At 58.2% G+C, this 20,364-nt stretch carries 21 protein-coding genes and 1 tRNA gene; 13 read left to right on the forward strand and 9 right to left on the reverse strand.

Annotation, left to right across the window (positions count from 1 at the left end):
• Positions 1–92 precede the first annotated feature (92 nt).
• The gene (locus N1030_RS12535) at positions 93–659 is read left to right on the forward strand and encodes a glycine cleavage system transcriptional repressor (protein WP_265825816.1); all 567 of its coding nucleotides are present in this window, start codon (positions 93–95) and stop codon (positions 657–659) included.
• 47 nt (positions 660–706) lie between these two features.
• Complete coding sequence (locus tag N1030_RS12540) at positions 707–2,077, forward strand: PFL family protein (RefSeq protein WP_265825817.1); 1,371 nt, start codon at positions 707–709, stop codon at positions 2,075–2,077.
• A gap of 198 nt (positions 2,078–2,275) precedes the next feature.
• Here N1030_RS12540 and infA read toward each other — a convergent pair whose 3' ends face one another.
• The 3 genes from infA to N1030_RS12555 form a co-directional block, all read right to left on the reverse strand.
• The gene (gene infA / locus N1030_RS12545; RefSeq protein WP_265825818.1) at positions 2,276–2,494 is read right to left on the reverse strand and encodes a translation initiation factor IF-1; all 219 of its coding nucleotides are present in this window, start codon (positions 2,492–2,494) and stop codon (positions 2,276–2,278) included.
• 117 nt (positions 2,495–2,611) lie between these two features.
• Positions 2,612–2,688, reverse strand: a tRNA-Met gene (locus tag N1030_RS12550).
• A 113-nt stretch (positions 2,689–2,801) separates the two neighbouring features.
• Positions 2,802–3,470 carry a metallophosphoesterase gene (locus N1030_RS12555; protein WP_265825819.1) on the reverse strand — a complete coding sequence of 223 codons (669 nt, stop codon included), beginning with the start codon at positions 3,468–3,470 and terminating at the stop codon, positions 2,802–2,804.
• A gap of 247 nt (positions 3,471–3,717) precedes the next feature.
• Between N1030_RS12555 and N1030_RS12560 the strand changes: the two genes are divergently transcribed.
• Genes N1030_RS12560 through N1030_RS12585 form a run of 6 tightly spaced genes read left to right on the forward strand, consistent with a single transcriptional unit; the run spans position 3,718 to position 8,562 of the window.
• Complete coding sequence (locus N1030_RS12560) at positions 3,718–4,302, forward strand: 5-formyltetrahydrofolate cyclo-ligase (RefSeq protein WP_265825820.1); 585 nt, start codon at positions 3,718–3,720, stop codon at positions 4,300–4,302.
• Positions 4,293–5,042 (forward strand): purine nucleoside phosphorylase YfiH/LACC1 family protein, encoded by a 750-nt coding sequence (locus tag N1030_RS12565; protein ID WP_265825821.1) that lies wholly within the window; start codon positions 4,293–4,295, stop codon positions 5,040–5,042. The genes N1030_RS12560 and N1030_RS12565 overlap by 10 nt, the downstream gene beginning before the upstream one ends.
• A gap of 3 nt (positions 5,043–5,045) precedes the next feature.
• A complete protein-coding gene (locus N1030_RS12570; protein WP_265825822.1) occupies positions 5,046–5,612 on the forward strand; it encodes an aminodeoxychorismate/anthranilate synthase component II in 567 nt (188 codons plus the stop codon).
• Positions 5,581–6,987: a chorismate-binding protein gene (locus N1030_RS12575; protein ID WP_265825823.1), complete on the forward strand. Its 1,407-nt coding sequence runs from the start codon at positions 5,581–5,583 to the stop codon at positions 6,985–6,987. The genes N1030_RS12570 and N1030_RS12575 overlap by 32 nt, the downstream gene beginning before the upstream one ends.
• Complete coding sequence (locus N1030_RS12580) at positions 6,984–7,751, forward strand: aminotransferase class IV (protein ID WP_265825824.1); 768 nt, start codon at positions 6,984–6,986, stop codon at positions 7,749–7,751. Before N1030_RS12575 ends, N1030_RS12580 begins: the two co-directional genes overlap by 4 nt.
• A 58-nt stretch (positions 7,752–7,809) precedes the next feature.
• Positions 7,810–8,562: a substrate-binding periplasmic protein gene (locus N1030_RS12585; protein ID WP_265825825.1), complete on the forward strand. Its 753-nt coding sequence runs from the start codon at positions 7,810–7,812 to the stop codon at positions 8,560–8,562.
• A 5-nt stretch (positions 8,563–8,567) separates the two neighbouring features.
• On the opposite strand, the gene dinB is transcribed toward N1030_RS12585, so the two are convergent.
• Positions 8,568–9,752 (reverse strand): DNA polymerase IV, encoded by a 1,185-nt coding sequence (gene dinB / locus N1030_RS12590; RefSeq protein WP_265829064.1) that lies wholly within the window; start codon positions 9,750–9,752, stop codon positions 8,568–8,570.
• Positions 9,753–9,866: 114 nt separating this feature from the next.
• Positions 9,867–10,691, reverse strand: coding sequence for a substrate-binding periplasmic protein (locus tag N1030_RS12595; protein WP_265825826.1), 825 nt, complete (start codon positions 10,689–10,691; stop codon positions 9,867–9,869).
• A gap of 258 nt (positions 10,692–10,949) precedes the next feature.
• Between N1030_RS12595 and N1030_RS12600 the strand changes: the two genes are divergently transcribed.
• Entirely contained in the window at positions 10,950–11,378 is a 429-nt protein-coding gene (locus N1030_RS12600) for a 2-thiouracil desulfurase family protein (protein WP_265825827.1), read from the forward strand.
• A gap of 946 nt (positions 11,379–12,324) precedes the next feature.
• On the opposite strand, the gene N1030_RS12605 is transcribed toward N1030_RS12600, so the two are convergent.
• The gene (locus N1030_RS12605) at positions 12,325–12,813 is read right to left on the reverse strand and encodes a FlxA-like family protein (protein ID WP_265825828.1); all 489 of its coding nucleotides are present in this window, start codon (positions 12,811–12,813) and stop codon (positions 12,325–12,327) included.
• A 156-nt stretch (positions 12,814–12,969) separates the two neighbouring features.
• On the opposite strand from N1030_RS12605, the gene N1030_RS12610 reads away from it, so the two are divergent.
• Positions 12,970–13,143: a hypothetical protein gene (locus N1030_RS12610; RefSeq protein WP_265829123.1), complete on the forward strand. Its 174-nt coding sequence runs from the start codon at positions 12,970–12,972 to the stop codon at positions 13,141–13,143.
• A gap of 103 nt (positions 13,144–13,246) precedes the next feature.
• On the opposite strand, the gene N1030_RS12615 is transcribed toward N1030_RS12610, so the two are convergent.
• Positions 13,247–13,834, reverse strand: a complete 588-nt coding sequence (locus tag N1030_RS12615) for a flavodoxin family protein (RefSeq protein WP_265825829.1) — start codon at positions 13,832–13,834, stop codon at positions 13,247–13,249.
• Positions 13,835–14,038: 204 nt separating this feature from the next.
• Here N1030_RS12615 and N1030_RS12620 point away from each other — a divergent pair, with 204 nt between their 5' ends.
• Together N1030_RS12620 and N1030_RS12625 are read left to right on the forward strand one after the other, a co-directional pair.
• A complete protein-coding gene (locus tag N1030_RS12620) occupies positions 14,039–15,748 on the forward strand; it encodes a Na+/H+ antiporter NhaC family protein (RefSeq protein ID WP_265825830.1) in 1,710 nt (569 codons plus the stop codon).
• A 182-nt stretch (positions 15,749–15,930) separates the two neighbouring features.
• Complete coding sequence (locus N1030_RS12625; protein WP_265825831.1) at positions 15,931–17,865, forward strand: sensor domain-containing protein; 1,935 nt, start codon at positions 15,931–15,933, stop codon at positions 17,863–17,865.
• A gap of 86 nt (positions 17,866–17,951) precedes the next feature.
• On the opposite strand, the gene trpS is transcribed toward N1030_RS12625, so the two are convergent.
• Together trpS and N1030_RS12635 are read right to left on the reverse strand one after the other, a co-directional pair.
• Positions 17,952–18,944, reverse strand: a complete 993-nt coding sequence (gene trpS, locus N1030_RS12630) for a tryptophan--tRNA ligase (RefSeq protein WP_265825832.1) — start codon at positions 18,942–18,944, stop codon at positions 17,952–17,954.
• A gap of 28 nt (positions 18,945–18,972) precedes the next feature.
• A complete protein-coding gene (locus N1030_RS12635) occupies positions 18,973–19,635 on the reverse strand; it encodes a site-2 protease family protein (protein ID WP_265825833.1) in 663 nt (220 codons plus the stop codon).
• A gap of 197 nt (positions 19,636–19,832) precedes the next feature.
• On the opposite strand from N1030_RS12635, the gene N1030_RS12640 reads away from it, so the two are divergent.
• Positions 19,833–20,345 carry an Lrp/AsnC family transcriptional regulator gene (locus N1030_RS12640; protein ID WP_265825834.1) on the forward strand — a complete coding sequence of 171 codons (513 nt, stop codon included), beginning with the start codon at positions 19,833–19,835 and terminating at the stop codon, positions 20,343–20,345.
• Positions 20,346–20,364 lie beyond the last annotated feature (19 nt).

Here is a 20,364-nt window from a genome sequence, read left to right on the forward strand (position 1 = left end):
TGAAACATCTGTGCAAAGACGAATTGCTTGACAACAAAGCCGTTGCCTTACAAGGTCTCGCGGAACACTCTAGCCGGTTAGGAGTTCTTCACATGAATAAAGTAGTAGTATCCTTTCTGGGACGCGACTGTCCGGGCATCGTGCATGCGGTAGCCAGCCTCATGAACGAGCTGGATTGCAATATCGACGAAGTCAGCCAGACCATCCTGCACAGCGAGTTCGCAGCCATCGTCATTGCCGATGTGCCGGACTCCCTTACGGTGGAAACCCTGCACGCCAAACTCGAAGCCGGTCTTGCGGAACGCAAGGTTGATCTCAACGTCACCACCCGCCTGCTCGACGGCTCGGGCTGGGGCGACGCCATCACCACCGAGCCCTTCGTGGTCACCGTGGACGGCCCCGACCGTCCGGGCCTCATTGCCGGCATCACCGGCGTCTTTGCCCGCCACAACGTGAATATCGAGAACCTCAAGGCACTCATGCCCGGCGGCGACAAGGACGGACACGCCCTCATCGTTTACGAAGTGGCCCTGCCCGCCTCCGTTGACCCCGCCCTTCTGCGCGCCGAACTACGCGAAGAAGCCGACCGACTCGCCGTGCGCGTAAGCATGCAGCATCGCGATATCTTTGAGGCAGTGCACCGCGTGCAGCCCGTCTAAGGCCGCCCGCCAACGGTAACTCAACATTTTCATACAAGGAACCGAACATGCTGACGGATCGTGAAGTACTCAGCACACTGGCTATGCTCCGCAACGAGCACCTTGACGTGCGCACTGTCACGCTGGGCGTGAGCCTCTTCGACTGCGCCAGCGACAACTTCGACACCTTTGCGGACAAGGTTCGCACCAAGATCGGCAAATACGCCGAAAAGCTGGTGGCCACCTGCGACGAGGTGGGCGACAAGTACGGTATTCCCGTTGTGAACAAACGCATCAGCGTCAGCCCCATGGGGGTTGTCTGCGCTTCCTTCAGCCCCGAGCAGATGGTCAAGGCCTGTCAGGTGCTGGACGAGTCAGCCAAGGCCGCAGGGGTGAACTTCCTCGGCGGTTTCGGCGCGCTGGTGGAAAAGGGCATGACGAGAGGCGACCGGGCACTTATCGATGCACTACCGGAAGCTTTGGCCGTAACTGACTGTGTTTGTTCATCCATTAACGTAGCTTCCTCGCGCAGCGGCATCAACATGGACGCCGTGGCCCTGATGGGCGAAACCATCAAGGCCATTGCCAACCGCACTGCCGACCGCGACGGTCTGGGCTGCGCCAAGCTCGTGGTTTTTGCCAACATTCCGCAGGACGTACCCTTCATGGCCGGTGCCTACCTCGGCGTCGGCGAGCCCGAAGTGGTCATCAACGTGGGCGTTTCCGGCCCCGGCGTAGTCAAGAAGGCCATCGACCGTGCCATGGAGCGCAACCCCAACCGCACCCTCAGCGACATTGCGGAAGTCATCAAGCGCACCGCCTTCAAGGTAACCCGCGTGGGTGAGATCATCGGCACGGAAGTGGCTGCCCGTCTCGGCCTGCCCTTCGGTGTGGCCGACCTCTCGCTTGCCCCGACCCCTGAAGTGGGCGATTCCGTTGGTGAGATCTTCCAGAGCATGGGGCTTTCCTCCATCGGCGCCCCCGGTTCCACCGCGGTGCTTGCCATGCTGAACGATGCGGTCAAGAAGGGCGGCGCGTTCGCCTCCTCCCATGTGGGCGGCCTTTCCGGTGCGTTCATTCCCGTATCCGAAGACTCCAGCATCGCCGCTGCCGCCGCATCCGGCGCACTGACGCTTGAAAAGCTGGAAGCCATGACCAGCGTCTGTTCCGTGGGTCTGGACATGGTCGCCATCCCCGGCGACACCTCCGCAGCTACCATCTCCGGCATCATTGCCGACGAAATGGCCATCGGCATGATCAACAGCAAGACCACCGCCGTGCGCATCATCCCCGTTCCCGGCAAGGGCGTGGGCGATCTGGTCAGCTTCGGCGGCCTGCTGGGCGAAGCACGCATCATGCCTGTTCCCGGCGGCAACGCAGAGAACTTCATCCGCCTTGGCGGACGCATCCCTGCGCCCATACATAGCCTGAAAAACTAGCGTTTATATTCTGCATACGCTTAGTAAGCAGTTCGTAAACACCCCGAAGACAAGAAAAGACGCCGGAGCAATCCGGCGTCTTTTTTCATGCTGAAACGATAATGCCCTTTGGCTGTAAAGCGCGGAAGGGTGCCAAAAGCAGGCAGCCCCCGTTCCTGATACAGGAGCGGGGGCTGCATTGCCTGACGGCTGAAACCGTTAGCGCGGGCGGAAGGTAATGCGACCGCGAGAAAGGTCGTAGGGCGAAAGCTCTACAGTCACCTTGTCGCCGGGAAGCACGCGAATGCGGAACTTGCGCATCTTGCCGGAGATGTGTGCCAGCATTTCGTGGCCGTTTTCAAGACGGACAAGGAACATCGCGTTCGGCAATGCTTCCATGACTTCGCCGGTAACCTGAATGGCTTCTTCTTTGGCCATGGGCGTCCTCCTCTGGGGAAAGGGCAGGTTCCGTGACCAGACATCATGCGGAAAGAAACTTGCCGTTACAAAAAAATGAGCCCCCTGCCCGAGTTTTGCCCGAACAGGGGGTTAAATTGGTAGCGGGGGCCGGATTTGAACCGACGGCCTTCGGGTTATGAGCCCGACGAGCTACCGAGCTGCTCCACCCCGCGTCATGTGCTTGTTCCTTACGGTCCCGGCTAAGAGCCGTTCCCGCTCAGGGACGACATATGTATACACACGGCCTTCGGCTGTCAATCAATTTTTTGAAAAAAAAGACATTTTGTCAGAGAACCTGTAATTCGGCCCGCAATCCTCTGCCGGAATTACGAATAATAGCATAGCCGCCATTGGAGAATGCCCCCGTGTTGATCACGGCTGTACGTCCTACCATATCCGTATTGCGCGACTCGTGAATATGCCCGCACAGACAGATATCCGGCTGATACTCCTCAATGAACTCGCGTACGGCGCGGCTGCCCACGTGCGTGCCGCTGGAGATGCGGTCGCAGTCGGTGTTGAAGGGCGGCGTGTGCGACACGAGAATGAGTCGTCTGAAAGGTCTGGCTGCGCGATACGCTTCGTCCAGCCACTCGGCGATGCGGGAATCCGGAAATTCGGAGGGCGTGCCGAAAGGCGTGAATGTGGAGGTGCCGACTCCCATGATGCCGATGCCGGGAGCAAGTTCCCGCGCTTTGACATGGATATTCCACCCGTTCGATTCCAGATAATCGGTCACGTCCATGCGGTCCATATTGCCTATCTGGGCAAATATGTTCGGATTGTACTGCTCAACGGCATGCAGCACCCGCTCCGCCTGCTTCACACTCCCCCCCACGGTCAGGTCGCCGGAAAGTATAACACCGGCAGCCTCCCGCAACCCGGGAATATGCTTGATACGGGCGGTATCGTCGTGAATGTCGCCAAGTCCGATCCAATATTCACCACTTTGCATGGTCCATGTTCCTTGTTAAAGTCTCGCCGTCCGGAGGCGGATGGTGCAGGCCGAGTATGTGGAGGTGGCGCATGAGCGCCCAAACCGCTCGCACTGCTCCTTCCCTGGCCGCCGGAAGGATTTGCGCTTCCGCAGTATCGGCCATCCTACAGGTTTCCCTGCTGGTCGGCAATGGGAGCGGCAGGTCTCCAACTCCTCCTTTTACTGCACATGCATCGGCTCCCGCACGGAGCTCCAGAGCGTATGAATGAATAAACCGGACCTCAGAAAACAACTGATCGCCTCGCGGACCGCATTGAGCGAAGCCGACGCGCGCGAACACTCCATAGCGGCCCAAAAACACATACTCCATCAAAATGTATGGAAACAGGCCCGCCAGATCGTACTCTACGTACCCATCCGCAACGAGGTGGACACGGCCCTTCTTCTGGAGCAGGCATGGCGGGAGCATAAATGCATCCTGCTCCCGAGGGTGAATCCTGAATGCAAGGGTGACATGTGCCTTGCCGTGTGCAAGGGGAAGCACGAACTCCTCAGAGGCACTTTCGGCGTTCGTGAGCCTGATCCGCTATGCTGTCCGCCCATGCTGCCCGACCATCCCGACTTCAAACCGGACCTTGCCATCATTCCCGGCGTGGGGTTCGACGTAAAGGGCAACCGCCTCGGGTTCGGGGCAGGTTACTATGACCGCTATCTGGCGCACCCATCCATGAAGCACACTCCGCGCATAGGACTGGCCTACTCCTTTCAGGTTCTTCCCGAGCTGCCCGCAGACCCGTGGGACATCCGCATGAACGCCTTGTGCACCGAAAAGGAACTGACATGGCTGTAGATTTCATCCCCTTCCGTTTTCCCGGCATTGCCTCTGTCCGCTGCTCGTTCCAGACCCGAAGGGGTGGCGTGAGCGAGGCAACCTTTGGCGGCTCCAACATCTCCCACGACGTGGGCGACAACGCGGAGCACGTTACGGAAAACCGCCGCCAGTTCATGCAGGGCCTCGGCATTGAAACATGGTGCGAACTACGTCAGGTGCACGGCGATGCGCTGATCTTCGACCCGCCCCATGTCGCGCCGGACACGGCAGGCAGCATAGAGGCGGACGGTTCCGCCACCGACATTGCCGGACGCGCGCTGGTCATCAAGACCGCAGACTGCCAGCCCATTCTGCTTGCCCACAGCAGCGGCAAGTACGTAGCCGCCCTGCACGCGGGCTGGCGCGGCAACCGCATAGGCTACCCCCAGACCGCCGTCAAAGCCTTCTGCGAACGCTACGACCTGAAGCCGCAGGACATCATGGCCGTTCGCGGACCAAGCCTCGGCCCGGCCATGGCCGAATTCGTCAACTTTGACATGGAATGGGGCTCCGACTGGACCCGCTGGTATGATGCCGCCACCAAGACCATGAACCTGTGGCAGCTCACCCGCGATCAGTTGCAGGAAGCGGGCATTCCCGCAGGCAGTATCTTCGGGCTGGATCTGTGCACCCACACCCACGAGGATCTGTTCTTCTCCTACCGCCGCAGCAAGGTCGAAGGCCGTCAGGCCTCCCTCATATGGATTCAGCCGGAGTAAGCCGTGCGCCTGCTGCTTGCAGACAACAACGACAGTTTCACCCGCAATCTGGAACACCTGCTTGTGGCGGCAACCGCAAGCAGACCGCAGCTTGTGCCTTATGGACGACTGGGTGAGCTTGAGCCTGCGGACTACGACTGCATCGTCATCTCTCCCGGCCCCGGACATCCGCGAGAGTACCCCTGCTATGCACGCTTTCTGGACAGCGGCGTACCGGTGCTGGGCATCTGCATGGGCATGCAGATCATCAACAGCCACTTCGGCGGCACAACCGGCAGGCTGCCCGCATCCATGGGCGGCGCACACGGCAAACAGGGAACCATCATGATGGAAGGTGAAGAACGCACAGTGGCCCGCTACCACTCGCTGCACTGCAACTCCGTGGGAAGCGGATTGCGAATAACCGCAACCCTGACAGAACCGAACCCGGAAGGTCCGGCCATCGTCATGGCCCTGCAGCACGAAAATCGGCCGCTCATGGGCTACCAGTTCCATCCGGAATCCTTTCTGACCCCAAACGGCACATGGTATATTGATCATGCCCTGCGTTTTTTCCGCAACCATCAGTAACAGCGCCCTGCCCGCGCTCCTGCACCGGCTTGCCTGCGATTACGGAGCCGACCTGCTCCTGTGCGGCAACCTTGGCGCATCGGCTGCACCTCAGGCAGACCGATGCATCATCGGCATCGGCCCCGCGCGCGAACTAGAGGTTACGGAATCCACCTCCCGTGCAGAGCTGCAGGCGTTCTGCTTTAAACGGCAGGCAGATGCCCTGCCCGGCACATTCGGCTACCTTTCCTACACCTACGGGCTGTCCCTGTACGGCATAGCCAGCGAAAAGCCTGCCGAACTGCCCCTCGGGCTGTTCCGGCGATACGCCGTGCAGCTCATCCTCACGCCGCAACGCCCCTTAAAGGGTTTCTCGGCTGACACCGAAGAAGCACCGCAAGAAGACACGATTACCGCCTATACCCTCCTATGCCATGCGGCGGACACCCCGCCGGAGAGCGTTAACGGCATGCCTTGCGCAACCCTGCTGCGATCGCTGGAAGCCCTGTGCACCGATGAGGCTTCCCCCATCCCTGCCTATGCGCCTCCGCTCTCGCCAGCGGAGCTGAACCGCAGGCTGCGCCAATCCCTGTCGGAAAAAGCGTATATAGAAGGCGTGGAGCGCGTGCTGGAACATATTCGCGACGGCGACACCTACCAGCTCAACCTGTCCACACGTTTTGACGTGGACCTTTCCGCCACGGACTTTGATCCGCTGACCTTTTTTCTGCACATGTGGCAACAGCACCCCGCCCCATTCTATGCATGGCTCAGGCACGGGAACAAGCGCATCATCTCCACATCGCCTGAACGCTTCCTGTGCGTTCGGGACGGCGAGGTGCTTTCCCAGCCCATCAAAGGCACACTGGCGTTCGAAACCTATGCTGCGGGAATGGAAAAGGCGCTGGTGCACTCTGCCAAGGAGAGCGCCGAGCTTTCCATGATCGTGGACCTCATCCGCAACGACATCGCAACCCGATGCGAATACGGCAGCGTGCAGGTGCCGGCGCACAAAGCCACGTTCATCGTGGACCGGCTTATCCAGATGTATTCGGACGTGCGTGGCCGACTGCGAAAGGATTCCACCTGTCTGGACCTGTTGCTGGACGCCTTTCCCGGCGGCTCCATCACCGGCTGCCCCAAACGGCGCACCATGCGCATCATCGAAAAGGAAGAACCCCACTGCCGGGATCTGTACTGCGGAAGCATCGTCTTCATCGAAGACGAACGCAACATGGACTCCAGCATCGCCATCCGAACCGGCTGGTATGACACTGAAAGTAAAGCCCTTTGCTTCTTTGCCGGAAGCGGTATAGTACTGGATTCAAATCCTGCGAACGAATATCACGAAACGCTTGCCAAGGCAGGCAAATTCCTACGGGCGCTGGCATCATGATCTACTACAGACAAGGCGAACTGCATGACGGTGGAGTACGGCAGAGCATAACATCACCTGCCTTCCGATTCGGCGTGGGGCTATTTGAAACCCTGCTCTACAACGGCACGGCAATCTGCCATCTTCAGGCGCACCTTACCCGCGCACGGCAAAGTCTGGACTACTTCGGCTTTCAGGCCGATGAACTCGATTACGAGAACGCCATACGCGAAGTACTGGCCGCCAACGACCTGCTTGGCGGGCATGCGCGGGTGAACATATTCTTCCCCGTCGAGGATGATGACGGAACGGTCGCGCCCGTGGTAACGGCAGCCCTCCACACCCCGCAACCGACCAAGACCTACCGGCTCACCATCGCCTCCTCTCCCGTACAGCATCCCTATTTCGTTCACAAATCAATGAACTACATGTTCCACTGGATGGAACGGCGCACCGCCACCCTGCAAGGCTACGACGATGCCGTCCTTACCCAGCCGGGAGGCATTCTGCTGGAAACGACCTCTGCGGCACTGATCTTCAGCGACGGAACCAACTTCTGCGCGCCCAACAGCCATGACAGGTTGGAATCAACGGCCCTGGCCGCAGCCAAGGAACTGCTTTCCGTGCATGGCTGCACGGTACGCATGCACACGGCCACGACCTTCCGGCATGCCTATGTTCTCAACTCTCTCATAGGCATGCGGCCCGTAAGTAACATAAACGGCACCCGCTACGAACCTGATGAAGACACCTGCAGGCGCATGACCGCGGTCATCTGCGGCTGATACAGGCATTTTGACTACAGAACATGTGACGAATCGTATTACGAAACAAATACAATAGATGAGACATCTTTTTCTTTTCGCAGGGCTGCTTTGCCTGCTGGTTGCAACCTGCGCAACAGCCCATGCTACGGGCAAACGCATGTTGCGCGTTGCCTCGCACGACTTTGTGGCCCCGCTGGTCATGCCGGACAAGCGCACCGGCCTTGAAGTGGATATCGTCCGAGAGGCCCTGCAACTGGAGGGCTACGACATGACTCTGGTGTTCCTTCCAGCACCGCGCATGCTCGATGCCCTGACAAACGGCAAGGTGGATGCGGCGTTTCCCTTGCGCGCCCATGCCGTAACCGACGCACTCTACCTCTCGGACAGCCACATCACCTTCAACAACGTGGCCGTTTCGCTTGAAGAAGCCAACGCAGTCATTAACTGTCCTTCCGACCTCGCCAAGTACAACGTGGAAGCATTTCTCGGTGCCAGCCGATGGCTGCCGGAAGAATTCCGCACCATGGCCAGAAACAACCCCTCATATGCCGAGCAGAACGACCAGCAGGCCCAGGTATGCAGCTTCTTTGCCCGAAGAGACAGGGTGATCGTGCTTGAACAGCACATCTTTGATTATTATGCGGGTAAGGGAAGCTGCAATCCGCTCAAGCAGCGCTATGTCCTTCATGACATACTGGACCCGGCATACGTTGCCGTTGCCTTTACGGAACGAGACTTACGGGACGCCTTCAACAGAGGGCTCGCCAAGCTGAAACAGAGCGGAAGGTATGAGCAAATAGTCTGGCGGTATCTTTATTCAGACAACTAACCTGCCTATTCGTCAAAATCGAACAGGCGTCCCCGCGTCACGGCCTTGCTGCCGAACTTCTCCCGCAGGCTGTCCAGAGTCCGGTCAAGGCTGCGCTGTTTTGCCGTGGCAACCATGCCGCCGGTCTGTCCCCCCGCACTGCCATCCAGAAGATTCAACTGCTCCGGCCCCTTGCCGTAGTTGGAAAGCCCCACGCCGATAAGCCGCACCTTCTGCTGCAGCTTCACACCGTCCAGCAACTCGCAGGCGATACGGAAAATGACTTCCGTGGCGTCGGTCGGTTCGGGCAGACTCCGGCTCCGCGTGATGGATGTAAAGTCCGCATACTTGAGCTTGAGCGTCACGGTACGCCCCTTCACCCCCATGCGGCGCTGGTTTCTCCCCACCCTCTCTGACTGCTTCATGAGCCACTTCTTCAGCAGGGCCATGTCGTCGGTATCTTCGGCAAAGGTATTTTCGGCACTTTCAGACTTGGCCTCATAGCCCGTTTCCACCTCGCGGGAGTCCAGCCCCTGCGCCCTGCGCCAGAGCGCCTCGCCCGATTTGCCGAAAAGCCGCGCCCAGAAACCCTGCGGATATTTAAGCACATCCCCGCAGGTCTTCACGCCGAGCGATTCCAGTTCAACGATGAACTTGTTGCCCACACCGGGAATCTTCGCCACGGGAAGTGCCTCAAGAAAGGCGGGTACATCTTCCGGTCTCAGCATGAACAGGCCGTCCGGCTTATTGTAGTCGGAGGCTATCTTGGCCAGAAATTTCACGGGAGCAATACCGATGGAACAATTGAGTCCCACCGAGGCCTTGATATCGCGTTTGATACTCTGCGCCATGGCCTCCACGGGACCGAAGAGGCGCTCAAGCCCAGTGGCGTCAAGATAGGCCTCATCGATAGAGGCAGGTTCGACAAGAGGGGAGTAGTTGCCGAGCAGCGCCATGATCTGCCGGGATATCTCTGCATAGCGTGCCATATTGCCCCGCGTGAAGATGCCGTGGGGGCACAGCTTTCTGGCCCGGGCCACGGGAATGGCCGAGCGCACGCCGTATTTGCGGGCCTCATAGGATGCGGCAGAGACCACCCCGCGCTCCTGCCCGCCCACGATAACAGGCTTGCCGCGCCACTCGGGATGATCAAGCTGTTCCACTGAGGCAAAAAAGGCATCCATATCCAGATGCATTATCCATCGCTGCATGCAGCGTGTATAGCAGAGAGAACAGCGCAGCAGAAGAGGACGCACCTCAGGTTCCGCAACAGGAAGGGCAGACGAGCACGCACAGGGTGCTGGATGGTACCATCCGACCCCCTATCACTTCGAAATCACGACCTCATGAGTATTCAGAAAACCGAAACGGAGTTTGATCTCCTCCAGTGTGCCGTCCTGTTCAATGGCTTCAAGCCCCTTGTTGAACAGGGCAAGGTTTTCTTCCCAATCAGGGTGTTTCTTCGAAAACATGGCATGAACCCCTTTGGTGTCCAGAAGCGGAGAGAGGAAGCGGACATGCTGGATACCGCCTTCAAGTGTGGGGTTGGTCTTCAGCAGGTAGATGGCGAGGTACTTGTCTATGGCTATCATATCCACACGCCCGCCGAGAACCTTGCGCAGATTAAGCAGGTCGGAGTTGGCTTCTTCCTTGGACAGCACCTCGGCCGCATCAAACTCCGGCGTATTCACATACCCCCGCACGACGCCAATGCGGTAGTGCACCAGTGACCGAATGGTTCCATCCCACGACGCCGGAGAATCGCGTTTGACACAGAAGGCAAGCGGGCTCTGCACATATGGCCGGGAAACACCGAACTCCTCTGCCCGCTCCTTGCTGTAGTAGGCGCTGTAGAGCACGTCATACTGCCCGTTGCGCACTGCCTCCACGGCCCGGTTCCACGGCATAAAGTGAAAGCTTGCCTTCAGCCCCACCCGGCTGCACGCTTCCCGGATAATAGCCGAGGTAAAGCCAAATTCCGGCAGGAATTCACTGGCATACGGTTCCCAATTGACCGTAGCGAATGAGATGGTCTTGCCCTCGTCAGCATCTGCCCGTGCACTTTTTCCAGTGGGTATGCATACTCCCCACACGGAAAGCGCCAACACTGCAAACGCAATACCGAGCCACACCTTGAGGTTACGCTTCATGTCTACCCCCTGACGGTTCCGTTTTCCCGACCACCTCGCCCGTTGCTGGATAATGCCCAGCGGGGACGGTCTATCATGCCTTCATGAACACACAGCACATGGATCAGGCAATGATATCCCGACGGGGAACCGGACTCATGTCCTTTCCGGCTTTATTTCTTGCAGATGCTCAGGTTGAACGCTACCAAGAAGTCGGCCGGAAGCCGTGACCCAGTTGAACCACCCTTCGGACGCAAATCATCGCGAAAGGTTTCGATCATGCCTGAATACGTTGTCAGCGCCTGCCTTGCGGGCTGCCATTGCCGCTACGACGGAGAAGCCACTCCTGACGAACGTGTGTTGCAACTGATCCGGGAGGGCAAGGCGCTGCCCCTCTGCCCTGAGCAACTGGGCGGCCTGCCCACGCCGCGTCCTCCCTTCGAGCTTCTTGATGGCCGTGCCGTGGATTGCAACGGCAACGATATAACCCCCGCCATGCTCAGAGGCGTGGAGGAAGCCATGCATCTTGTGCAACTTGCCGGTTGCACCAAGGCGGTGCTCAAGTCCCGTTCCCCCTCCTGCGGTTTCGGAACCATCTATGACGGCACCTTCAGCGGCACCCGCATTACCGGCAACGGCCTGTTTGCCGACCGTTTGCACAAGGCCGGTCTTATCGTACACACCGAGGATCACTGGCAAGGCGAGTAGCCTGCCACCTGCCGCCCACAGCCCTGCAAGCGCGCAGCCTGAGGCCACAACTCTCCCCCTAAAGGGTTCCCTGCCCCCTCCTGCTTCCATGGGCACCTGCCGTTACCATATAGCCTTTGCGCCCTTCCGGTATGTGCAATTGCACAAGTGCAGGTTGTCACCCGGCCTTCTTGTGCAATTTATTGCGCAACATTTTGCACATCGCAATTGCACGCATTTGCCGCCACCACACAACAATCTGATTTTATTGCTTTTCGAACTTTGGCACACCTTGTGCTTAATAGAGAACCAGCAACGGCAAGTACCCAACAGGACCTGCGAGCAACACATAAAACGGTATGCAGGTCCAGAGAATAATCGGTTGCCGGAGTGGGCTGCCTTTTGTGGCAGAAGGGCAGCACAGACTGACAATCGAATAACGCTAGGTTTGAACGTATTCCTCACACGTTGGCTCGGACCGGGGAGAGGCAAGCTCCCCAGCCAACAGCAGCAACCCTTTCCCCCTTTGAGGGTTGCTGGCTGAACCACCAGTTACGCCAGCATCTGTATCCCTACTACAGATGAAGCGGACAAGACAGGTTGACCTCTGGGTTGGACGGACCTCCTCCTCGCCGACCAACCCGCCCGATCGACAGGATCACACAGAGCGGGGCTTCAACGCGCGAAGCCCCGCCCAAGCGAAGAAGCCGCCAAGACGGCATGACATATAGACGATAACGCGAAGCAACATAACAGACACCCCATGGCTCCTTTTTCTCATGCCTGTTCACACGTTGCCGCATCGCCCACTGCGGTAACTCCCCTTTGAAAAAGAAGACCTCCTAAGCGTGCAGCCCGGTTCGAAAGAACCGGGCTGCTGCGTTTGGAAGAACCGAAATGTACAAAGAAAAGCGTCCCGCCCTGTTCAGGGCGGGACGCAGTATAGACTGTGTATCGCAGCAGAGTGCTAGGTAAGCGAATTGCCGAAGCCCTGCGCACGGGTACCGCCGCCAAGGGAAAGGCCCTGTGACTTGAGCAGCTCTTCCTGCGCCTTCTGCAACTGGGTCTGCAGCTGCATCAGCTCACTCTGTTTCATCTGAAGCTGCTTGGCCTTTTCTTCGTCTGACAGGGTCATATCATTCTGAAGCTCCTTGATTTCTTCCTGAAGCTTCTGAATCTGCTTCTTGATGCGCTCGATCATCTGTTCCTGAGATGTCTTGCCGGATTCCTCGGAACCGCCTGCCCCCGTAGCCCCTCCGGGCTTCATGGAAGCCGCAAGACTGCGCCCTTCTTCGGATATCTTCACATTGTCGCCCGCAGCACCCTGCTGCACACCGTCTTCACGTGCAGGTACACGATCTGCTGCGGCAGTGCGCGCGGCCTGCTCCGGATCATCAACGCGCATGGCGCTGCCCATCTGGCTATACTGTTTGAACATGGAACCGCTGATTTGCATATGCCCCCCTTTGATGAAGGTATACCGCTTTATCGGTAATGCTTAAGTCAGCTTTAGGTGAGCATACACTTCTTAACAATTTACACGGTGACGTTGACAGGTAGACAACCTGCCCGTACCTTCTGCCCACTACCAAGCCCAATCAAGGAGACGCGCATGGCCAAGGAAATGCCTAACTTTCTTGTTCGAGGAATACTCATAGGCGGTGCCATGGGCGCCTTTGCCAATCTGGCGGGACTGATGGACAATCTGCCGCGGGCCGTTGCCCTCGGCATGGTTGCAGGCTTCTTTGCGGGCATCACGCTGGCCCGCAGACACAAGAACAAGTAGCTCCCGCACCGGTTACACAAAACAAAACCGCAGCCTGCGCATATGCAGACTGCGGTTTTTCTGTTTTCAGGCAGGCTCATGGCGGGCCCGCACCTGAAAGGTACTATTCCGTAGGGGCTCCAGCAATGGCCTTCATCAGCCACGCCATGGTTTCGCCAAGGTTCTGCATGTTGCGCATGCCTTCCTCGTCGTCGGTGACCTGTCCGGGGGTCAGGCCGTAGCCCATGTTCCAATAGGTGGAACCGGGAATGATCATCTGACTGATCTGAAAGAAATGGTTGATGGTATCAAACACGTGGGTCGCTCCGCCTCGGCGCACGGCCACGACACCTGCGCCCACCTTTCTGCGAAGCTCGGCCCCGTTGCTCAGTGTCACGTAGCCCGCACGGTCGATCAGGGCCTTCATCTCAGCGGTCACGTCTGTGAAGTAGGTCGGTGAGCCGAGAATGATGCCATCTGCCTCACGCATTTTTTCCACATACTCGTTCAGCGCATCATTCTTGATGGCACACTTGCCGTCCTTGCGCTCCCGGCACTTCATGCAGGCAGTGCACCCACGCAGCGGCTTGCCGCCGATCCGGATCAATTCCGTCTCAATGCCCGCCGCTTCCAGCGGCACAAATACTCTGCGGATAAGGTGTTCTGTATTGCCGCCCTTGCGGGGGCTCCCGTTGAATGCAACAACTTTCATCTGATTCCTCCGAATGTGTTATTCATACGACCATGGTATTCCATGCCACGCACAAACGCACAAGTACCCACTTTTTTGTCGCGTAGGCACGGAATGCATACCAGGTTACCGGGAGCATTCTGACAGGTTGCAAAAAAAACGTATTTCCAATAGGAACCACTGCGGCACCAATCAAAAAAACGCAGTGCCAAGGGAGTTTTCATCATGAAATCGCGTTGTTGGGCAATTATCTTCGCCGTTATGGCGGTCCTGTGCACAACCATTCCCGCATTTGCGGCGGATTCCAGCCTGGGTCCCGCCAATGCGGCACGTTTCGGATTCTGGACCCTGATTCCGCCGCTGGTGGCCATTACGCTGGCCTTCATGACACGTAACGTCGTTCTTTCCCTGTTCCTCGGCGTCTTCTCCGGTGCCCTGCTGCTGGAAACCAAGGGATTCAACCTCTATGACGGTGTGATCGACTCGTTCCTGCGCGTCTCCAGAGAAGTGCTCGGTTCGCTGGCCGACCCGTGGAACGCCGGTATCGTCCTGCAGTGTCTTGCCATTGGCGGGCTCATCGCCATCGTTTCCAAGATGGGCGGTGCACGTGCCATTGCCGAGGCCCTTGCACGCAAGGCCAAGACCCCGCGCAGCTCGCAGTTCGTGACCTGGCTTATGGGCATTTTCATCTTCTTCGACGACTATGCGAACTCGCTGACCATCGGCCCCATCATGCGCCCTGTTACCGACCGCATGCGCGTTTCCCGTGAAAAGCTGGCCTTCATCATCGACGCCACTGCCGCCCCCATTGCAGGCATTGCGCTCATCTCCACCTGGGTTGCCTATGAAGTGGGCCTGATCAAGGACGGCTTCTCCGCCATCGGCCTTGAAGCCAACGCCTATACCTCCTTTGTGGAAACCATTCCGTACCGATTCTACAACATCTTCATCCTGCTCTTCGTGCTCGCCTGCATCATGTTCATGCGCGAGTTCGGCCCCATGCTCAAAGCTGAACGCCGTGCCCGCAAGGAAGGCAAGGTGCTGGATGACAACGCCAAGCCCATGGTCGCGGATGAAGCAACCGACCTTGAACCCGAGGCGCATGTTGTTCCCAGCGTGTGGAACGCAATCATCCCCATCGGCACGCTGATTGCCGCCGCGTTCCTCGGTTTCTACTTCAACGGCTACCGCGCCATCTTCGGTGGTGACGACACCGTGCTGCAGGCGCTGGTGACCGACAGCCCCCTGAGCTTTACCGCCATCCGTGAATGCTTCGGCGCATCCGACGCTTCCGTGGTTCTCTTCCAGGCTGCCCTCATCGCCGGCATCGTCGGCATGGCCATGGGCGTGCTCAAGCGCATCTTCACCGTGGAGCAGGCCATCGGCACGTGGGTACAGGGCGTAAAGTCCCTGAACATCACTGCCGTCATTCTGCTGCTGGCGTGGTCCCTCTCCGGCATGATCAAGGAACTGGGCACCGCCGCATGGCTGGTAAGCGTGCTCTCCGACTCCATGCCCGCATACCTGCTGCCTTCCATCATCTTCATCATGGGCTCCATCATCTCCTTTGCAACGGGCACGTCCTACGGCACCATGGGCATTCTCATGCCGCTGGCCATTCCGTTGGCATGGGCCATTGCTCCGGAGCATGACTACCTCATCCTGAACATCGGTGCGGTGCTGACCGGAGCCATCTTCGGCGACCACTGTTCTCCCATATCGGATACGACCATTCTCTCGTCCATGGGTGCGGCGAGCGACCATATCGACCACACCCGCACGCAGCTTCCGTATGCCGTTGTGATCGCCGCAGTTGCAGTGCTGTGCGGCTACCTTCCCGCCGGTCTCGGCCTGCCCGTTGCGCTCACCCTGCCTCTGGGTTGCGCAGCCGTCATCGGCCTGACTCTGGTCGTGGGCAAACGGGTGGAAGACTAACAGTCCCCCCTTTTCTGCAGAAAACATTCACGGGCCGCAGTCTTCCGACTGCGGCCTTTTTTCTTTATCCATCCGGCATTATAATCATTTCATGCCCGTTTCAGTATGATCAATAATGCATTGGGTCTTTTGACGATGCGTGGCATACTTGCGCGCACGCCATCATCACTCTCGGGGATTCTATGCACTCTCGTACCTGCGCCATATTAACCGGCCTTCCGGCCCTGCTGCCGTCTTCGGCATTCTCCGCCGTTGCCGACAGCACCGCCGTTTCAAGCCCGCCTGCAATCTCTTCAACGCTCCTGACCGGCATCATCATCCTGTGGGTTGTCTCCGTCCTGTTCGCATGGCGCCATGGCAGAAAACACGCCACGCCACAAAACGAACCTGAAGCTGCCCCCTCTGCTGAAGCCCTCATCACCCTGCGTGATGAGCTTGAAGCGAAGGACAAGGCGTGCCTCAAGGCATCGCTGGAAGCACAGGAACTCAGGTCTCTGATCGACCTTGCACAGGTGGCCATTTTCCGCTCCTCGCTGGATGGATCCCGTTTCCTGTTCATCAACAAATCCTGTGCGCAGCTGCTCGGATATGACTCCGCCGAAAATCTGACCAGCACCACAACGCCCATCACCCTGCATGCCGACCCGGCCATACGTGACGCCATGATGGACGTGCTGGACAAGCATGGGCGCGTGGACAATCTTGAACTGGAGTTCGTGGATAAAAGAGGAAACATCCATCAGGCCCTTGTCACTGCCACCTTGCACAAAGAGGAGGGCTACATCCAGGGCGCGGTCATGGATATAAGCGAAAGCAAGGAAGCAGAACGACTGCTGCGCAACAGCCATACCTTTTTACAGACCCTGCTCAACGCCTTGCCCACCGCGGTGTTTTTCAAGGATGCAGAAGCCCGCTACCAGCTGTTGAACAAAGCCTTTGAAGAACTGCTCGGACAGAAAGCCGAAGACCTGCTCGGCAAGAGCGTCTTTGACATAGCGCCCCGTCATCTGGCGGAGAAGTATCACGAAATGGACAAGACCCTGCTTGAGTCAAGGGGCCCCGCCATTCAGCAGTACGAATACCAGGTGCAGGGTGACGGAGGCTTACGGGATGTCATCTTCAACAAGGAATCCATGTTCGACGAGAACGGCAATCTGCTCGGTCTGGTAGGTGTCATTTTCGACATCACCGACCGGAAACGCATCGAGAACTCGCTGCGCCGCGCCGAAGAACGGTACCGCGCCCTGTACATGAACGCGGCGGAAGGAATTTTCACCGCCACCGCCGATGGACGTTTTGTGGGAGTGAACCCTGCCATGTCGCAGATGTTCGGCTACGATTCCCCTGCCAATATGACCTATAAGGTCACCGACATGGGAACGCAGGTTTTTGCCGACCCGCAACAGCTTGAAATCCTCAAGAAGCGGCTTGTCGGTGAAAAGGTGGTCAACAGGTTTGAGGCGCAGGTTATCCGGCGTGACGGCCAACAATTCTGGGTTGCCATCAGCTCCCGAGGCATTTTCGGATTAGGAGACCGTCTGGAACGCTTTGAAGGGTTGGTCATGGACATCACGGCGCAGAAACGCTCCGAGGAAGAACTGGCCATGATGGTGGTAACAGACCCGCTTACCTCCATAGCAAACCGCATAGGCATGGGCCAGCAGCTGGAAACCATGCTGCGGCAGGCGGAGCGATCGGACTGCCAGATAGGCCTGCTGTTTATCGATCTGGACGGATTCAAGCCCATTAATGACAGCTTCGGGCACCAGACAGGCGACTTTCTGCTGCAACAGGTTGCGAAACGGTTGTCACAACGCCTTCGCGGCTCAGACGTTGCCGCCCGCGTTGGCGGCGACGAATTTGCCGTGCTGCTCTGGGACGTGGCGGGCCCCGCTGCGGTGGAGCGTTTGAGCCGCGAACTGCTTGCCACCCTGCTCGATCCGTATGACTGCAAGGTAACGGTCTGTACCATCGGGGCAAGTATCGGCGGAAGCATCTATCCTCACCACGGCAGAACGGCCAACGAACTGCTCAGTGCGGCAGACAGCGCCATGTATGAGGCCAAACGCGAGGGCAGCCAGTTCAGCTTTGCCCCCCTGCCAGCCACGAAAGAATAACAGGCTCAGGCTATTATCCATAAACAAGGGCCGACGGGTAAACCCCGTCGGCCCTTTGCATTCTCAAACAACAGAAAGAACTGCGGCTAAAAATCAAAATGGAAATGCTTGCGAACACCTTCCATGGTTGCAGCAGCCTCTGCGCGTGCACGTTCGGTGCCGTGCTTGATGATATCCCACACCATGTCGGGGCGGGCTTCCAGTTCGCGACGGCGTTCCTGAATAGGGGCAAGGAAACGCTCCATGGATGCCAGCAGGATCTTCTTGCAGTCCACGCAGCCGAGGGTGGCGGTGGTACAGCCCTGACAGATTTCCGCCTGCGTGGCCTCATCGGTCATGAGAACATGGTAGGGGAAAAGGTTGCACACCTTGGGATCGCCGGCATCAGTCTTGCGCAGGCGGTTCTGGTCGGTGAGCATACCGCGAACCTTCGGAATGATGTCTTCCATGGATTCGCGCAGATAGATGGAGTTGTTGTAACTCTTGGACATCTTGCGACCGTCCAGACCGGGCAGCTTGGCTTCCGGCGTCAGACGGGCCTGCGGCTCGGGGAAGAACTCGGTGCTGTACAGGTAGTTGAAACGGCGCGCGATTTCGCGGGTCATTTCAACGTGCGGCAGCTGGTCCTGACCAACCGGCACCCACTGGGGACGGTACATGAGAATATCGGTCGCCATGAGCACGGGGTAGCCGAGGAACCCGTAGTTGCCGAGATCCTTGTTGGTGATCTGGTCACGCTGCTCCTTGTAGGTGGGGCAACGTTCCAGCCAACCGAGAGGCGTAATCATGCCGAAGAGCAAGTTCAGTTCGGCGTGTTCCTTGACGAGAGACTGCTGGAAAATGACGCACTCTTCAGGATTGAGGCCGGATGCCACCCAGTCCTTCACCAGTTCGGGAACAAATTCCTTGATGCGGGCGGGATCGGCGTAATCGCTGGTCAGGGCATGCCAGTCGGCCACGAAGAAGAAGCAATCCATCTCCTTCTGCATTTCCACCCAGTTCTTGATAACGCCGAAATAGTGGCCGAGGTGCAGGGGGCCCGTGGGCCTCATGCCGGAAACCGTGCGATGTCTAGTCATCAAAGTCCTCCAGAAAGAAATGTCGGCGTCAGCGGATGCCGATGAGAGCGGATATGAGATCTGCGGAACCGTCCACAAGGGGCCAGACAACCTTGCCCAGCAAGCCGGAAGCCAGCAGAATCATGACGACGATAAGTCCGTAGCGTTCGATTTGCAGATACTTGTACGCCACGCGGGGCGGCATGAAACCGGCTGCAATCTTGCTGCCGTCCAGCGGCGGGATGGGCATGAGATTGAACCAGCAGAGCGTCAGGTTGATCCACACGCCCGTAGCGCACATGGCCATCAGGAACTCTTCCACACCGCCGGGGAGCGCCATGCCGGAACCGGCAAGGCGGTAGCCCATGCCAAAAAGGATGGCCAGCAGGAAGTTGGCTGCGGGTCCGGCTACGGACACAAGCATCATGCCCTTGCGCGGATTCCTGAAATAGCGGGCGTTCACCGGCACGGGTCTGGCCCAGCCGATGACAAAGGGGCTGGTCAGCGCCGTAAGAATGAACACCATGGTCCCCATGGGATCAATATGCGGCAGCGGGTTCAAGGTAAGACGGCCCTGACTCTTTGCCGTGGGATCGCCATGTTTCCAGGCGACCCAGCCGTGGGCCACTTCATGGCAGACCATGCCCAAGAGCATGGGAACCAGTGCGACGGATATCTTCCTGACGCTGAGTGCGAGATCGAAATCGAACATGCTTGCGGCTACCACGAAGACACGGGCAGGGCAAGAAAAAGCCTTCGACGTCAACAGATCGCAAGCCCCCTCAGGGACTGCCGCTGTTTCAACCGGTCATTGCTCAGGGGACACGCCGAACTACGCAACGACGAGGCAGCAGCCCCCCGGCCAGGGCATCTTGACCTTTATGGAGCCTACGACTATCTGACTGTATCATGAAGCACAAAACCCTACCCCCCATACAGATCGACGAGAAAAACCGGAGAATCCTGACAATTCTTCAGGAGAATGCCCGCACTTCCAACGCTGAAATCGCCCGCCGTCTCGGCATGACCACCTCCGCGGTCTTTGAGCGCATCCGCAAGATGGAAGAACGCGGCATCATCCGCGGTTATTCCGTGCAGGTGGAACCCGCAGCACTGGGCCTGCCCCTTTCGGCCTTTGTGAGCGTGAAGATCACCCCGCACAGGCTGGCCCCGGAGGTCGGTCAGGCCATCGCTGCCATCGAAGGGGTTGAGGAAGCCTACCACATGACCGGCGAGGAATGCTTTATTGCCCGCATCCGATGCAGCGATACGGACTCGCTGGAACGCATTCTGATGCAAATCAATGACATTGAACCGGTGTTTGCCACACGCACGCTGATCATTCTGCGCAGTGCCAAGGAAATTTCCGGCGCCCTGCTCTCCTCAGTAGTGGGTGAACTGGCACCGGACGAAGGCATTTAATTACATTCCGGATAATAAA

This window comes from Desulfovibrio mangrovi (assembly GCF_026230175.1).
GTDB lineage: Bacteria > Desulfobacterota > Desulfovibrionia > Desulfovibrionales > Desulfovibrionaceae > Halodesulfovibrio > Halodesulfovibrio mangrovi.

Excerpts from the sequence above, each read along its gene's own strand:
- N1030_RS12560 (WP_265825820.1), top strand. The coding sequence starts at position 3,718 with ATGAATAAACCGGACCTCAGAAAACAACTGATCGCCTCGCGGACCGCA.
- N1030_RS12535 (WP_265825816.1), top strand. The coding sequence starts at position 93 with ATGAATAAAGTAGTAGTATCCTTTCTGGGACGCGACTGTCCGGGCATC.
- N1030_RS12605 (WP_265825828.1), bottom strand. The coding sequence starts at position 12,813 with ATGCAAATCAGCGGTTCCATGTTCAAACAGTATAGCCAGATGGGCAGC.
- N1030_RS12575 (WP_265825823.1), top strand. The coding sequence starts at position 5,581 with ATGCCCTGCGTTTTTTCCGCAACCATCAGTAACAGCGCCCTGCCCGCG.
- N1030_RS12565 (WP_265825821.1), top strand. The coding sequence starts at position 4,293 with ATGGCTGTAGATTTCATCCCCTTCCGTTTTCCCGGCATTGCCTCTGTC.
- N1030_RS12585 (WP_265825825.1), top strand. The coding sequence starts at position 7,810 with ATGAGACATCTTTTTCTTTTCGCAGGGCTGCTTTGCCTGCTGGTTGCA.
- dinB (WP_265829064.1), bottom strand. The coding sequence starts at position 9,752 with ATGCAGCGATGGATAATGCATCTGGATATGGATGCCTTTTTTGCCTCA.
- N1030_RS12540 (WP_265825817.1), top strand. The coding sequence starts at position 707 with ATGCTGACGGATCGTGAAGTACTCAGCACACTGGCTATGCTCCGCAAC.
- N1030_RS12600 (WP_265825827.1), top strand. The coding sequence starts at position 10,950 with ATGCCTGAATACGTTGTCAGCGCCTGCCTTGCGGGCTGCCATTGCCGC.
- N1030_RS12620 (WP_265825830.1), top strand. The coding sequence starts at position 14,039 with ATGAAATCGCGTTGTTGGGCAATTATCTTCGCCGTTATGGCGGTCCTG.
- N1030_RS12555 (WP_265825819.1), bottom strand. The coding sequence starts at position 3,470 with ATGCAAAGTGGTGAATATTGGATCGGACTTGGCGACATTCACGACGAT.
- infA (WP_265825818.1), bottom strand. The coding sequence starts at position 2,494 with ATGGCCAAAGAAGAAGCCATTCAGGTTACCGGCGAAGTCATGGAAGCA.
- N1030_RS12640 (WP_265825834.1), top strand. The coding sequence starts at position 19,833 with ATGAAGCACAAAACCCTACCCCCCATACAGATCGACGAGAAAAACCGG.
- N1030_RS12610 (WP_265829123.1), top strand. The coding sequence starts at position 12,970 with ATGGCCAAGGAAATGCCTAACTTTCTTGTTCGAGGAATACTCATAGGC.
- N1030_RS12635 (WP_265825833.1), bottom strand. The coding sequence starts at position 19,635 with ATGTTCGATTTCGATCTCGCACTCAGCGTCAGGAAGATATCCGTCGCA.
- N1030_RS12595 (WP_265825826.1), bottom strand. The coding sequence starts at position 10,691 with ATGAAGCGTAACCTCAAGGTGTGGCTCGGTATTGCGTTTGCAGTGTTG.
- N1030_RS12615 (WP_265825829.1), bottom strand. The coding sequence starts at position 13,834 with ATGAAAGTTGTTGCATTCAACGGGAGCCCCCGCAAGGGCGGCAATACA.
- trpS (WP_265825832.1), bottom strand. The coding sequence starts at position 18,944 with ATGACTAGACATCGCACGGTTTCCGGCATGAGGCCCACGGGCCCCCTG.
- N1030_RS12580 (WP_265825824.1), top strand. The coding sequence starts at position 6,984 with ATGATCTACTACAGACAAGGCGAACTGCATGACGGTGGAGTACGGCAG.
- N1030_RS12625 (WP_265825831.1), top strand. The coding sequence starts at position 15,931 with ATGCACTCTCGTACCTGCGCCATATTAACCGGCCTTCCGGCCCTGCTG.